The 13403-nt window shown below is 67.3% G+C and carries 16 protein-coding genes; 9 read left to right on the top strand and 7 right to left on the bottom strand.

What is annotated here, in order from left to right:
• Positions 1-265 precede the first annotated feature (265 nt).
• On the top strand, positions 266-706 hold the full coding sequence (locus MSG_RS03620; protein WP_096437186.1) for an STAS domain-containing protein: 441 nt from the start codon (positions 266-268) through the stop codon (positions 704-706).
• Here MSG_RS03620 and MSG_RS03615 read toward each other — a convergent pair.
• The 7 genes from MSG_RS03615 to MSG_RS03585 form a co-directional block, all read right to left on the bottom strand.
• Positions 687-956, bottom strand: coding sequence for an MHYT domain-containing protein (locus MSG_RS03615; RefSeq protein ID WP_096437184.1), 270 nt, complete (start codon positions 954-956; stop codon positions 687-689). The genes MSG_RS03620 and MSG_RS03615 overlap by 20 nt on opposite strands.
• A complete protein-coding gene (locus MSG_RS03610; RefSeq protein ID WP_232011152.1) occupies positions 953-1504 on the bottom strand; it encodes a DUF3093 domain-containing protein in 552 nt (183 codons plus the stop codon). The genes MSG_RS03615 and MSG_RS03610 overlap by 4 nt, the downstream gene beginning before the upstream one ends.
• Before the next feature lie 41 nt (positions 1505-1545).
• Positions 1546-2535: a porphobilinogen synthase gene (gene hemB, locus MSG_RS03605; protein ID WP_096444014.1), complete on the bottom strand. Its 990-nt coding sequence runs from the start codon at positions 2533-2535 to the stop codon at positions 1546-1548.
• A gap of 16 nt (positions 2536-2551) precedes the next feature.
• A complete protein-coding gene (locus MSG_RS03600; RefSeq protein ID WP_162899142.1) occupies positions 2552-4225 on the bottom strand; it encodes a bifunctional uroporphyrinogen-III C-methyltransferase/uroporphyrinogen-III synthase in 1674 nt (557 codons plus the stop codon).
• 32 nt (positions 4226-4257) lie between these two features.
• Complete coding sequence (gene hemC, locus MSG_RS03595; RefSeq protein ID WP_096437180.1) at positions 4258-5205, bottom strand: hydroxymethylbilane synthase; 948 nt, start codon at positions 5203-5205, stop codon at positions 4258-4260.
• Between the two features lie 13 nt (positions 5206-5218).
• A complete protein-coding gene (locus tag MSG_RS03590; protein ID WP_096437178.1) occupies positions 5219-6619 on the bottom strand; it encodes a glutamyl-tRNA reductase in 1401 nt (466 codons plus the stop codon).
• A 124-nt stretch (positions 6620-6743) separates the two neighbouring features.
• Positions 6744-7001, bottom strand: coding sequence for a glutaredoxin family protein (locus MSG_RS03585; RefSeq protein WP_096437176.1), 258 nt, complete (start codon positions 6999-7001; stop codon positions 6744-6746).
• A gap of 70 nt (positions 7002-7071) precedes the next feature.
• On the opposite strand from MSG_RS03585, the gene MSG_RS03580 reads away from it, so the two are divergent.
• From MSG_RS03580 to MSG_RS03545, 8 genes are all read left to right on the top strand, one after another.
• Positions 7072-7383 carry a WXG100 family type VII secretion target gene (locus MSG_RS03580; protein WP_096437174.1) on the top strand — a complete coding sequence of 104 codons (312 nt, stop codon included), beginning with the start codon at positions 7072-7074 and terminating at the stop codon, positions 7381-7383.
• On the top strand, positions 7376-7666 hold the full coding sequence (locus MSG_RS03575; RefSeq protein WP_096437172.1) for a WXG100 family type VII secretion target: 291 nt from the start codon (positions 7376-7378) through the stop codon (positions 7664-7666). Before MSG_RS03580 ends, MSG_RS03575 begins: the two co-directional genes overlap by 8 nt.
• 4 nt (positions 7667-7670) lie before the next feature.
• Positions 7671-8978, top strand: coding sequence for a hypothetical protein (locus MSG_RS03570; RefSeq protein ID WP_096437170.1), 1308 nt, complete (start codon positions 7671-7673; stop codon positions 8976-8978).
• A gap of 883 nt (positions 8979-9861) precedes the next feature.
• Complete coding sequence (locus MSG_RS03565) at positions 9862-10179, top strand: TNT domain-containing protein (RefSeq protein ID WP_170063134.1); 318 nt, start codon at positions 9862-9864, stop codon at positions 10177-10179.
• 19 nt (positions 10180-10198) lie between these two features.
• Positions 10199-10831: a hypothetical protein gene (locus MSG_RS03560; RefSeq protein ID WP_096437166.1), complete on the top strand. Its 633-nt coding sequence runs from the start codon at positions 10199-10201 to the stop codon at positions 10829-10831.
• Between the two features lie 120 nt (positions 10832-10951).
• Positions 10952-11872 carry an HAD family hydrolase gene (locus MSG_RS03555; RefSeq protein ID WP_096437164.1) on the top strand — a complete coding sequence of 307 codons (921 nt, stop codon included), beginning with the start codon at positions 10952-10954 and terminating at the stop codon, positions 11870-11872.
• 41 nt (positions 11873-11913) lie between these two features.
• A complete protein-coding gene (locus MSG_RS03550; RefSeq protein ID WP_096437162.1) occupies positions 11914-12429 on the top strand; it encodes an FAS1-like dehydratase domain-containing protein in 516 nt (171 codons plus the stop codon).
• A gap of 9 nt (positions 12430-12438) precedes the next feature.
• The gene (locus tag MSG_RS03545; RefSeq protein WP_096437160.1) at positions 12439-13368 is read left to right on the top strand and encodes a cyclopropane mycolic acid synthase family methyltransferase; all 930 of its coding nucleotides are present in this window, start codon (positions 12439-12441) and stop codon (positions 13366-13368) included.
• The last annotated feature ends 35 nt before the right edge of the window (positions 13369-13403 follow it).

Genomic DNA, 13403 nt, shown 5'->3' with positions numbered 1-13403 from the left:
AATTTCACCCTGGCACAGGCCCCCTGACCTGCAACCGGTAGCCCAAGCAGCCTAACAGCGCAAGCGCCCCGCTGCCGTCAGGGCGGGTGGCGTGGCATCGGGCTAGGGCGCACCGGATGTGCGTTGAACGGGCCGGACACCACGGCGGCTCGGTTTTTAGCAAAAAAATAGACGCGGCTGTCGGTCCCCTTAACTTTGGCGGGCACCGTTAAGGGCAGGTTGGTCGGCGACGCGTCGGCCGCCACACCGCCACGAGAGGCTGCTTATGACAATCGCGACCGCCACCCGGCAGGAGAACTACGTCTTCGAGTACAGCGGCGCCCAGATTCGGGCGCACTGCCGGCACTTGGCGACCGTGGTGACGGTCCGCGGCGAAATCGACGCCCTCAATCTCGACGCGGTCAGCGAGTACCTGCGTCGCTTCATCCTGGCGAGCAATCCCGTCGTGCTCGACATGAGCGGCGTGACACACTTTGCGGCAGCCGGCATCTCGCTGTTGTCGGTGTTCGACGACGAGTGCCGCGCCACCGGTGTGGAGTGGACGTTGGTCGCCGGCCCGGCGGTCCTGGACGTGCTGGGTGACAGCGACGAGCAGGACGAGATGTTCCCGGTCACCCGCTCGGTGCAGGAGGCCCTTCGCGACCTGGCCAACGCGATCGTTATCCGCCGTCAGGCGGTTTTGCCGCTCATCCAGAAGACGGCTTAGTTGCCCAACGTGCGCGCGAGCGCCTGAGCCTCGCCGCGCCGGCCACCGCGAGCAGTCCGGCCAGGATCGCCAGCACCATCGTCAACAGCAGCAGCTGCGGGTCATAGACCAGCGACGTCGTGGCCGGCTGCCCCTCCGCGATGGGCGCCACACTCCGCGTCTGGCTCGCGTGCGTCCAGGCCGCCCCGGCTCCGATCAGCGCGATACCGGCGAATACGAGTTCGATCAGCGCCCGGTAGCGGCCGTTCACAGACCCGACCCGGCCCGGTCCCCATAGGGGTCGTCGCCGTCGATACCGTCGGCCCGGGCCGGCTCCACCCGCTCCTGCACCAGTGGGGTCAGCGCGTCGCGCAGGCGACGATGGCGCTTCGCCCACGCCTGCGCGGTGCGGCCTCCGGTGAGGCGCAGGCCGATGCCGAACCGGCCGCGTGGCACGCCGGCCAGCTCGCCGAGCGTCCGCGCCGTCTGCCACTTGGCCAGCGGCTTGTCCGACTTCGGTGAGTACGCGGCCTCCGGATAGACCTTGACGATTTCGCGCACCAGGATGGTCTCGGTGCCCTGACGCAACGCGTCTTCGGTGAGTTCGACCGACACGTGGATCCGCGCCGCCTTCACCTGCAACGCGATGAACGCCGACACCATCACCAAAAAGATCGCCGGGACAACGAGGCTCACCGGGGCGCCGCTCCACACCTCGATCAGGATCATCGAGGCGGCCGCGGCCGGGCCGGACAACACCCACCACCAGCTGGCGCCAGGTTCGTAGAACAACGGCTTCGTTTTGACGTCGCCGATCATTGCGGCCTCTTCCCCTGATTGTCCCCCGGGGCCTGCCCCGATCATGCGAGCCAAGCCGCCGCCTCCACGGCCCAGTAGGTCAGCACGATGTCGGCGCCGGCACGGCGGATGCTGATCAGCGACTCCAGCGCGACGGCACGCTCGTCGATCCAGCCGTTACCGGCCGCGGCGCGAATCATCGCGTACTCCCCTGACACCTGGTAGGCGGCGACCGGCACCTGCGAGATCGCCGCCGCGGCTGCCAGCACGTCGAGGTAGCTCATCGCGGGTTTGACCATCACGATGTCGGCGCCCTCGTCGAGATCCAGCTCGACCTCGTGCAGCGCCTCCCGGATATTGCCCGCCTCCTGCTGGTAGGTGCGCCGGTCGCCGGACAGGCTCGAGCTCACCGCCTCGCGGAACGGGCCGTAGAACGCCGAGGCGAACTTCGCGGCGTAGGCCAGGATCACCACGTCGCTGTGGCCCGCGTCGTCCAGGCCGTCGCGGATCGCGGCCACCTGGCCGTCCATCATCCCGCTCGGCCCGACCACATGGGCGCCCGACTCCGCCTGTGCCACAGCAAGTTTCACATAGCGTGTCAGCGTGGCATCGTTGTCGACCCGGCCGCGCTCGTCGAGGACGCCGCAGTGGCCGTGATCGGTGAACTCGTCCAGGCAGGTGTCGGCCATCAGCACAGTCGCGTCGCCGAGGTCCTTGGCCAGATCGCGCAGCGCGACGTTGAGGATGCCGTTGGGGTCGGTGCCGGCCGAACCGGTCGCGTCCTTGTCCTGCTCGCGGGGCACGCCGAACAGCATCAGCCCGCCCACGCCGGCGGCCACGGCATCGACGGCCGCGCTGCGCAGCGAATCGCGGGTGTGCTGCACCACGCCGGGCATGGACGGAATGGGCCGCGGCTCGTCGATGCCGTCGGCAACGAACATCGGCAACACTAAATGCCTTGGCTCCAAAGACGTTTGCGCCACCAAACGGCGCAGCGCGGGGGTGCTGCGAAGCCGGCGCGGGCGTACCCGAGGATATGCGCTCATGACGATCGGTGGCAGCCCGCCACTAGCGCCTGCGGCTCTTCTTACGCGGCGGTGGCAGCGCGCCCTCGGCGCGCAGCCGCGCGGCATGTTCGGCCAGTGCGTCGACCAGCGGACCGATGGCCGCCGTCTCGGGCTGGACGTCGACCCGCAAACCGAACTCGGCGGCGGTCTCGGCCGTCTTGGGTCCGATGCACGCAATGATGGTGCGCGCGTGCGGCTTACCGGCGATTCCCACCAGGTTGCGCACGGTCGAGCTCGACGTGAAGCACACCGCGTCGAAGCCGCCCGTCTTGATCATCTCGCGGGTAGCCGCCGGCGGCGGCGCGGCGCGTACGGTCCGGTAGGCGGTGACATCCTCGATCTCCCAACCGCGTTCGCGCAGCCCCTCGGCCAGGGTCTCGGTGGCGATGTCGGCGCGCGGCAGCAGGACGCGGTTCACCGGATCGAAAATGCTGTCGTAGTCCGGGAAGTCGTCCAGCAGGCCCAGCGAGGACTGCTCGCCGGCCGGCACCAATTCGGGGCTGATCCCGAACGCTCGGACCCGGTCGGCCGTCGACTCGCCGACACACGCGATCTTCACCCCGGAAAACGCACGGGCGTCCAAGCCGAACTCGCCGAACTTCTCCCACACCGCACGCACCGCGTTGGTGGAGGTGAACACCACCCACTGGAACCGACCGTCGACCAAACCCTTGACGGCACGCTCCATTTGGGCGGGGCTGCGCGGCGGCTCGACCGCGATGGTCGGCACCTCGATCGGCAGCGCGCCGTAGGAGGTGAGCCGCTCGCTCATCTCACCGGCCTGGTCCTTGGTGCGCGGCACCAGCACGGTCCAGCCGTACAGCTCGCGGCTCTCCCACCAGTTCAGCTTCGCGCGGCTGGCCACCGTTTTGCCGATGGTCACCACCAGCGAACCGGTGAGCGGTCCCGCGGGGCTGCCGCCGCCGTCGAGCACGCCCGGCTCGGTCAGCCCGTGCAGCGTGGTCTCCACCGAACGCTGCTGACAGGTGGTGCCCTGCGCGGTCACCACGCACGGGGTGGTCTCGGCCAGCTCGTGCTCGATCAGGGTGCGGGCGGCATCGGCCAGATGCGACGCGGTGGCCTGCAGGATCAGCGGCCCGGGGGCGGCGGCCAGCGCCTCCCAATCGACATGTGGATCGCGCACGTCGGCGACGGTGTGCGAGGAGCCCAGCGGCAGCCCCGTGTAGGTCGGGACCGCGCTGGTGGCGGCTAGGCCCGGCACGATCTCGAGGTGCAGGTGGCTGCGCGCGACGGCGTTCACCTCGGTGGTGACCGCGTCGAGCGTCAGCGGGTCACCGGCCACGAGGCGGACCACGTCGACTCCGGTGCGGGCCTCGGCGACCAGCGTCTTGGCGACCTCGGCGGGTTCGCCCAGCGCCGGGCGGATGTCGGGGCCGCCCGTGATCACCGCCGGCGAGGCCGGTTGCTGATCGCCGTCGGGGGTGGTCCCGTCGACGGCCACCGGTGCCGGTTCGGCGGGCGCGGGACCGGAGACCGGCGGCAGATCCTTGCCGATCAGCGCCAGCACCGGTGCAGGCACGTCGGGGTCGGTGAACACCAGGGCCGCGTTGGCCAGCACCGCGGCGGCCTTCGTGGTCAACAACCCCGGATCGCCCGGGCCGGAGCCCACGAACGTGATGCGGCCCGGTCTCGGCTTACGCCCTCGCGTCGTCATTGTCGCTCCCAACACATCCCTTTTGACGTCATTTAGTTCTCGTGCGCGGGGTACTGCCGCGCATTGCCGATCAGCTCCCCGGCCCCCAGCTCGAACAACTCCGCGGCCACCGAGAGCCCCAGCTCTCGAGCCCGACCGGGAGTGCCGATACCGGACGCACGGATCACATCGGACCCGTCCAGCGCCGCCACGCACCCGCGCAGCGACAGCTCTTCGAAGACACGGCCATCCTCATCAATGGACTCGACCACCTCGGCGATCGCTCCCACCGGTGCGGAGCAGCCCGCCTCCAGTTCGGCCAGCAGGGCTCGCTCCGCGGTGACCGCCGCTCGCGTGTCGGCATCGTCCAACTCCGCCAGCACTGCCGCCAGCCCGCTGTCACCGGCGCGGCATTCAACGGCGAGCGCGCCCTGAGCCGGTGCTGGCAACATCTGCACCGGCTCTAGCGTCTCGGTGACATCACCGAGACGGCCCAGACGGGCCAGACCGGCCCGGGCCACCACGATGGCGTCAAGATCACCACTGCTTACCCTGTTCAACCTGGTATCTAGGTTGCCTCGTAGGGGGCGGATTTCCAAACCGAGACCCAATGCTCTAAGCTGCGCAGCCCGGCGCGGGGACGACGTGCCGACGAGCGAACCTGCCGGCAACTCTCCGAGCACCAGCCCGTCGCGTGCGACCAGCGCATCACGCGGGTCGTTGCGAGCCGGTATGGCCGCTAGCGTGAACCTTGGGTCCTCGGCCGTCGGCAAATCCTTGTGCGAGTGCACCGCCGCATCGACGCGACCGTCCTCGATGGCCTCGCGCAACGCCGTCGTGAACACCCCAACACCGAGACTTTCGATGGGCGCCGAGGAGCGGTCACCGACCGTGCTGATGACCACCAGCTCCGCAACGTGGCCGTTGGCGACCAGGGCGTCCTTGACGAGGCCGGCCTGGGTGGTAGCGAGCAGACTGCCCCGCGTGCCTATCCGGATCACGTGCGCCAATCGGCTACTCGGCCGACTGTGTCGGTCCGGCCGCGAAGTCGGCCGCACCGTGGGGGCCCGCGTCGAATCCTGTTGGCACCACTGGCAATTCCCCGGCGGTGGCGACGGCGTCGACGGATGTCTGGTCAAGCTCGAACAGCTCACGCAGCGCCTCGGCGTAGCTGTCGCCGCCGGGAGCGCTGGCCAGCTGCTTGATTCGCACCGTCGGCGAGTGCAGCAGCTTGTCCACCACGCGGCGGACCGTGCGCGCCACCTCCTCGCGCTGGGCACTTTCCAAGCCGGGCAGCCGGTTCTCCAGCCGCAGCAGCTCGGCCTCGACGACGTCAGCGGCGCGCTGACGCAGCGCCGTCACGGTCGGGGTCACCTCGGCCATCCGCTGGCCCGCCAGGTACGCGGCGACCTCGGTGGCCACGATCCGGCGGCCGGCGTCGACGTCGGCGGCCGTAGCGTGGGCGGCGGGTTCGCGCTGGATGCGGTCCACGTCGACGACCCACACACCGGGCAGGCCGGCCGCGGCCGGATCGACGTCGCGCGGCATGCCGAGATCGCAGATCACCAACGGCTGGGCGGTCTCATCGCGGCGAGCGTTGGCCAGCGCGTGGTGCACGTCGGCCAGCGACACCACCGGGCTGACCGCTCCCGTGCAACTGACCAGGACGTCGGCCGCGACCAGCGCGTGGTCCAGCCGATCCAGCGTCATCGCCTGAGCCCGCGCGCCCGTTTCACGGATCTTGCGGGCCAGCCGCTGCGCGCGGGGCAGCGACCGGTTGAGCACCACGACGTCGGAGATGCCGGACCGGATGAGGTGAGTCGACGACAGGGCGCCCATCGCGCCCGCGCCGACCACCACGGCCGTCTTGCCCGAGAGTCCGCCCAGCTTGCGTTCGGCCATGCCCAGCGCGACGGACACGACGGAGGCGCCGGCGGCGTCGATGCCCGTCTCGGAATGCACGCGCTTGCCCACCGACAGCGCCCGCTGGGCCAGCTCGTGCAGCACCCGGCCGACGGTGCGGTTCGCCTCCGCGGCGGCATAGGCGCGTCGCACCTGGCCGAGCACCTGCTGCTCGCCGATGACCGCCGAATCCAGGCCGCTGGCAACGGCGAACAGGTGCTCGACGGCGGCCTCGCTGTAGCGCACGTAAGCGTGTTTGGTCAGGTCGGTCATCGACATCCCGGAGTGATCCGCGAGCACCTGCCCGACGGCGGCCAGTCCGCCGTGGAACGCGTCGACCACCGCATAGACCTCGACGCGGTTGCAGGTCGACAGCACCATCGCCTCGGTCACCAGCGGGGATTGCAGCACCCGGTCGACGATCTTGATCTGATCGGATTCGTCGATGCTGAGTTGTTCCAGGACGGAGACCGGCGCACTGCGGTGCGAAACCCCGAAGAGCAGGATGCTCACGGCAGCATCACCTGGCCAGCTCCCTTGCTTCCAGCAGTAACTGAACTACTGGTCTACGTTAATGGTTTATTCGTTGGGCCACCAAATATTGAGTCCACGGCCACTGGGATCGCAGGCTGTGGCGCTATCGCGCCAGGTCAGCACGCAGCCGCCGCTCGTCGATTTCCCAGTAGCTGTGCTCGCGGCCGTCGAGCAGGATCACCGGTAGGCGATCGCCGAACTCGGCCCGTAACCCGGAATCGCCGGCCCGCGCGGCGGCGTCGACGTCGGTGGTGGACAGGTCGAAGTCCAGTTCGCCGGCCAGCTCGGCCAGCCGCGCGTGTACCCGTTCGCAGATGGTGCAGCCGGCGCGAGTCAGCAACTGCACCTGGGGTCGGGTCATTGCTTCAGTGTGCATCCACGGCACGACAGAGTGAATTGTGGGCGGTAGTGGCAATCGTTAAATTTCGGCTATGACCGCCGCCGACAATCTGCGGGTAGATCCCGAGGTGATGCAGGGGTTCGCCCAGGGCTTGCTCGGCGCGGCCGAATCGCTGCGGACTCGCCTGACCGAACTCGACGGGCAGGTCGGCGAAATGCTCGGGGGCTGGCGCGGCGGGGCCGGCGACGCCTACGGGTCCGCCTGGGAGCTGTGGCACCGCGGCGCCGCCGAGGTCGAGCTGGGCCTGTCGGCGCTGGCCAAGGCGGTCGCCGAGGCCGACAACGGTTATCGGCACAACGAGACCGGCTCCGCGCAGACGCTGCGGCAGGTGCACGGTGGCTGAGGCATTCGAGGTCAATCCTGACGCGCTTGCCGAATCGGTGCAGCGGATGGCGGAATTTCAGCGCTACGCCGAGAGCATGATTGCCGAAATCGATTCTCAGGTAAGCCATTTGCACGCCGAATGGACCGGCGAGGCCGCGACGGCCCACACCGGTGCGCACCAGCACTGGGCCCGGGGCGAGGCGATGATGCGCGAGGCGCTGAGTCAATTGCGCACCATCGTCCACACCGCCCATGGCAACTACACCGGCGCGATGGCCAAGAACATGAGCATGTGGTCGTGAGCTGATGGCGCCGCTGGCGGTAAACCCCGCGGCCCTCGACAAAGCGGGCTCCGAGGTCGTCACTGCCGGCGAGGGTTTGGGCTCGGTGATCTCCACGCTGATCGCCGCGCTGTCGGGCCGCTCCGGGATGGCCGGCGATGACCCCGCCGGCATCGAAGTCGGTCACAGCTGCGACAGTTCGGCGGCCAAGCTCGTCCAGGCGATGTTGGACACTCGAAATGGGTTGTGCTGGCTGGGTTTTGGCGTACGCATGTCGGCGCTGAACTACTCGCTGGCCGAGGCGCAGTCCACCATCTCCGGCCACGCCGACCCACTTCCGACACCCGCGTTGCCGGGCCCCATGTCGTCGGTTTCGCTGCCGCCGTCGGTCGGCACCGGCGTCGGCGCCCCCGCCGGTTGGGGCTGGGTCGCCCCCTACATCGGAATGATCTGGCCTACAGCGGATTCCGGGAAGCTGCGTACCGCGGCCACCGCCTGGACCGCGGCGGGCACCCAGTTCGGGCTCGCCGAGATCCTGGGGACCGGCGCCCCGATGGGAGCCATTCGCGCCCAACAGATTCCAGAAGGCCCAGCCATAGACCATGCCTTCACCGTGGCCTACACCAGCACCACCGGGATTGTGCAGCAGTGCCAACAGGTCGCGGTCCAGCTCACCAGCTACGCGGCCAAAGTCGACAAAGTTCACGCGGCGATCCTTGATCTGCTGGCCCGCATCTGCGACCCGATGACCGGGATCAAAGAGGTCTGGGATTTCCTGACCGACGAGGACGAAGACGAGATCAAGAAGATCGCCGACGACATCCGCACGGTGGTCGACCAGTTCACGTCCGAAGTCGCAGCCTTGGGCCGGGAGCTGTCCTCCATCGCCTCCGAGGCGGAGACGATCGTCAACACGATGGGCGACTACGCCGCCAAGCAGTGGGATCAGTTCCTGCACGGCACCGAGGTGGGCCGGGTCATCGACCTCATCGGCCACTTCAAAAAAACTTCTGGGGCGAGGCAGGCCATGCCGTCGTCGGACTCTGGAGTATCTCCCAGTTCCGGTTGTTCGTCGACCCAATCGGTTTCGCGAAGGATCTGGCGGGGATGGCCGAGGGGGCCGCGCCGCTGGTCGGCCTGGGCCCCGATGGTGCGCCATCGGTCTTGGATTCGTGGAAGGCACTGGGCAAGGACATCTCGCACTGGGAGCAGTGGAAAACCGACCCGGTCGGTGCCGCCGGCGCGAGCCTGTTCGACGTCGCCACGTTGGCCCTGCCCGGCGGCCCGCTCACCAAGCTGGGCACCAAGGGCCGCGCCGCCCTCGATGCGCTGAAGGGCTTGAGGAGGCCGGCGATAGCCGACCTTCCGAAGGTGCCGGAGGTCACGCCACCCGCCGAACCCAAGGCTCCGCCAGCTGAACCCAAGGCTCCGCCTGCGGGACCCAAACCGCCCGAGCCGGGCCCGAAGCCACCCGAACCCGGCCGCCCCGCACCTGCCCCACCGCCGAAGCCGGGACCGGCGCCCGCTGAAGGTCCCGTGCCACACGGCCCGACCGAATCCAAGCGGCCAGGCGGCGGGCCGCCCCACGCTGGGGAGCCGAAGCCGGTTGGATCGCCGCCCGAGTCGGCCAAGCCGCCCGCGCACGCGCCGGCCGAACCGCCGTCGGCGCCGGATCCGCACGAGCCGGCCCCGGGGAGAGTGCCTGCCGCGGCCGCCGTACCGGCCGCCGCTGACGCCGCCGCTTCAGCGCCCGCCGCGATGCCGTCCCCACCCGAGCCGCCGTCTCTACCGACGCCCCCCTCGGGTGGGCTCCCGGGCGAACCGTCACCACCCGGCGGTGGGCTACCGCACGGCGGCGATCCGGGCGGTCCCGGCGGGGGCGGACCGCATGGCCCCGGCGACGGCGGCGGTCCGCACGGGCCGGGCGACGGTAAGGGCGATGGGTCACACCACCTCGGCGATGGCAAGAGCGACGGATCGCATCACCCGGGCGACGGTGACGGGACACATGATTCACATCCACCGGACAACGACGGCCACCACCACGACGGGGCTGGGCCGCCGAAAGCGAATGAGGTGTTCCCGGACGCCAGGACTACGGCGACCTGACGGAAGACGAGTACCGAGATCGCTTCATCGACGAAAATGGTTGGCCTAGATATCCGGATGAGAATGATCCCGCTAAGCCTTATGCTATCCCCGGGACAGTACGGACTTTGACCGATGCGGATATCACTTCCTTGGACGGTAAGTGGCTAGATCGAATCGGCGCAGAGAGAGGAAAATGGCTCGCCCTGGAGGGAATTCCGTACGAAGGTCGAGCGCTACCTCATACTAGCTTGAATGAGCTCTATTATTCTTATAAGAGTAATGCTGCCGCCGGCCTTCCGCCGGGCTGGAAGATGGAATATTCTTTGGCAGCTCCATGGTTTGGACATCCGGGCGGCGGGCCCCAGTTTCTCATACTTGCATCGGACGGCCAGAGGGCCAGCATTGAACAGTTGCTCATCAGAAAATTTTTACTAAGGCCGTGACCATTTCGGAGGGAATTTAATGGTTAGCTACCGGATCGATCTCGCCAGGTATCCCGAATTCTTGCATCGCATCGTGCGCTCCTGGTACACGTGGCAGGGCGCCTACCTTCTCAGCCAGGGTAAATACCCTGGCTACGACCAGCGGGAGCCTAGACTCTGGGAGACCGAGGCACAAGTATTTTGGGACGGCCGTCCGCCCGAGATGACAAGCATCAACGAACTCGGCTTTATCGACGATGGGGGCGTTTCGGAATATTTAGTCTGGGAAAACGGACGTTATTTCATTGACGAGCAAGAAAGAGGATCTCGCGACAAGTACTGGATGTTAAATCACTATCCCGATGCTGAAAAGCTTCTTTTGTTTTCTATAGGTAAGCGAGCCTTGTCCGGGCGCTATATAGATTCACCTGCGATGGACCGGCTCGAAAGAGCGGTAGATCCACGCGTGACCTTGAGCAAACCGGATCCCTTGAATTATCCGGGACGGGTGAGCTTGCGGGTAAATGGAGAAGACGATGATCGCGGTTGGATAGGCGAGACCGACGCGACCGCAGCGTCACATATCGTGTTTCTCAGCTTCGAGGATCTCGATTCCCTTCTCCGCGAGGGACTGCCGGCAGACTGGTTCACCATTAGCACTCAAGGTGACTAGCCGCTCCCCAAACCCCGAGCCGTAAGCCTGCCCTGCACGCCTGCCGGATAGGGTTGATAGCGGCCGCGGAGCGGGCACCGCGCGGCCACCGGGCGGCACTGCGATCTAGGAGGTTTGGCGATGACTTCCTCTGAGTCGACTGAGTCGAACAGCGCAGAATCCGCGGGCCGCGACGACATGGAATCGGTGGCGGCGAACGCCAGCGCCGCCCGGGCTCTCGAAGGCCTGCAGACCGAGGCTGCCGCGGGCGAGGACCACGCCCAGCCGCCGATCGATCTGACCGCCGCCGCCTTCTTCGACGTGGACAACACGCTCGTGCAGGGCTCCTCTGCCGTGCATTTCGGGCGCGGGCTGGCCGCACGCGACTACTTCACCTATCGCGACGTCATCGGATTCATCTACGCCCAGGCGAAGTTTCAGTTGCTCGGCAAGGAGAACAGCAACGACGTCGCCGCCGGCCGACGCAAGGCACTCGCCTTCATCGAGGGCCGGTCGGTCGACCAACTGGTCGCGCTCGGCGAGGAGATCTACGACGAGATCATCGCCGACAAGATCTGGGCCGGCACCCGCGAACTCACCCAGATGCATCTCGACGCCGGCCAGCAGGTGTGGCTGATCACCGCCACTCCGTACGAGCTCGCCGCGACCATCGCCCGCCGGCTCGGATTGACGGGCGCTCTGGGCACCGTCGCCGAGTCGGTCGACGGGATCTTCACCGGCCAGCTCGTCGGCGAAATCCTGCACGGGCCGGGCAAGGCGCACGCGGTGCGCTCGCTGGCCATTCGCGAGGGCCTCAACCTCAAACGCTGCACGGCCTACTCCGACAGCTTCAACGACGTGCCGATGCTGTCGCTGGTGGGCACGGCCGTCGCCATCAATCCCGATGCTCGCCTGCGTAGCCTGGCGCGCGAGCGGGGCTGGGAGGTCCGCGATTTCCGGACCGCCCGCAAGGCCGCCCGGATCGGAGTGCCGTCGGCCCTGGCCCTGGGTGCGGCGGGCGGTGCGCTGGCTGCGTTGGCGTCCAAGCGCCAATCGCGCTGATAAGCTGCGCCGCTATCACATAGTCGAGGGGAAAGCACCGCATGTCAGTAGTTCCAGAAGGAGCCCAGGCTCTCATCGGCAGCCACTACCGAGCGCCGGACTACTTCGACGTCGGCCGCGAGAAGATCCGGGAATTCGCGCAGGCCGTCAAGGACGACCACCCCACGCACTACGACGAAAGCGACGCCGAGGACGCGGGATACCCCGCCTTGGTGGCCCCGCTGACCTTCCTGGCATTCGCCGGCCGGCGCGTGCAGTTGGAGATCTTCACCAAGTTCAGCATCCCGATCAACATCGCGCGGGTGCTGCATCGCGACCAGAAATTCACCTTCCACCGGCCGATCCTGGCCCACGACAAGTTGTACTTCGACACCTATCTAGACTCAGTGACTGAGTCCCACGGCGCCGTCATCGTCGAGATCCGCAGCGAGGTCACCGACGCCGAGGGGAACCCGGTAGTCACCAGCATCGTCACGATGCTGGGTGAAGGCTCACACCCAGACGCGCGCGCTGAAGAAACCGTCGCCGCCGTTGCATCCATTTCTGCACGAAAGTAGGGTCATTCAATGACTTCACAGGGGGAGACGAGTAGCACCATCCAGTTAAAGCCACCAGTTCAAGCGGTCCGATCCCATTACGACAAGTCGAATGAGTTCTTCAAACTCTGGCTTGACCCGTCGATGACGTACAGCTGCGGCTACTTCGACGAGAATCCGGACCCGCAGAACCTGACCAAGACGCTGGAAGAGGCGCAGTACGCCAAGCGCAAGCTGGCCCTGGACAAACTGAACCTCGAGCCGGGCATGACGCTGCTGGACATCGGCAGCGGCTGGGGCTCGACGATGCGGCACGCGGTGGCCGAGTACGACGTCAACGTCATCGGCTTGACGCTGAGCGAAAACCAGCACGCCCACTGCGTGGCGGAGTTCGAGAAAATGGACAGCCCCCGCCGCAAAGAGGTGCGGATCCAGGGCTGGGAGGAATTCCCCGACGAACCGATCGACCGCATCGTGTCGCTGGGCGCGTTCGAGCACTTCGCCGACGGCACCGGCGACGCCGGGTACGAGCGGTACGCCACCTTTTTCAAGAAGTACTACGACTTGCTGCCCGACGACGGCCGCATGCTGCTGCACAGCATCGTGGTGCCCACCGCCGAAGAGGGCAAAGCGATGGGCCTGAAGGTCAACATGACCTTGCTGCGGTTCATCAGTTTCATCCTGAAGGAGATCTACCCGGGCGGAAAGTTGCCCCAGGTCGATCTGGTCGACAAGTACTCGACCGACGCGGGTTTCAAGATCGAGCGACACCACTTCATCGGCAAGAACTACGTTCCGACGCTGACGGCGTGGGGCGACGCCCTCGAGGCGCACAAGGAAGAGGCGATCACGCTGAAGGGCCAGGAGACCTACGACATCTACCTGAAGTACCTGCGGGGCTGCTCGGACCTGTTCCGCGACGGCTACACCAACGTCTGTCAGTTCACTCTGGTCAAGTAACCGCTTGCCCGCACGAGCGCCCCGACGCCATCGGC

The sequence above is a fragment of the Mycobacterium shigaense genome, from assembly GCF_002356315.1.
GTDB lineage: Bacteria > Actinomycetota > Actinomycetes > Mycobacteriales > Mycobacteriaceae > Mycobacterium > Mycobacterium shigaense.
The sequence above is the reverse complement of the archived record's forward strand: the minus strand, read 5'-3'. Positions and strand labels throughout refer to the sequence as shown.

Bases quoted from the DNA above. Each gene is read 5' to 3' on its own strand.
- MSG_RS03620 (WP_096437186.1), top strand. From the start codon at position 266: ATGACAATCGCGACCGCCACCCGGCAGGAGAACTACGTCTTCGAGTAC.
- MSG_RS03610 (WP_232011152.1), bottom strand. From the start codon at position 1,504: ATGATCGGCGACGTCAAAACGAAGCCGTTGTTCTACGAACCTGGCGCC.
- MSG_RS03600 (WP_162899142.1), bottom strand. From the start codon at position 4,225: ATGACGACGCGAGGGCGTAAGCCGAGACCGGGCCGCATCACGTTCGTG.
- MSG_RS03585 (WP_096437176.1), bottom strand. From the start codon at position 7,001: ATGACCCGACCCCAGGTGCAGTTGCTGACTCGCGCCGGCTGCACCATC.
- MSG_RS03580 (WP_096437174.1), top strand. From the start codon at position 7,072: ATGACCGCCGCCGACAATCTGCGGGTAGATCCCGAGGTGATGCAGGGG.
- MSG_RS03570 (WP_096437170.1), top strand. From the start codon at position 7,671: ATGGCGCCGCTGGCGGTAAACCCCGCGGCCCTCGACAAAGCGGGCTCC.
- MSG_RS03560 (WP_096437166.1), top strand. From the start codon at position 10,199: ATGGTTAGCTACCGGATCGATCTCGCCAGGTATCCCGAATTCTTGCAT.
- MSG_RS03555 (WP_096437164.1), top strand. From the start codon at position 10,952: ATGACTTCCTCTGAGTCGACTGAGTCGAACAGCGCAGAATCCGCGGGC.
- MSG_RS03550 (WP_096437162.1), top strand. From the start codon at position 11,914: ATGTCAGTAGTTCCAGAAGGAGCCCAGGCTCTCATCGGCAGCCACTAC.
- MSG_RS03545 (WP_096437160.1), top strand. From the start codon at position 12,439: ATGACTTCACAGGGGGAGACGAGTAGCACCATCCAGTTAAAGCCACCA.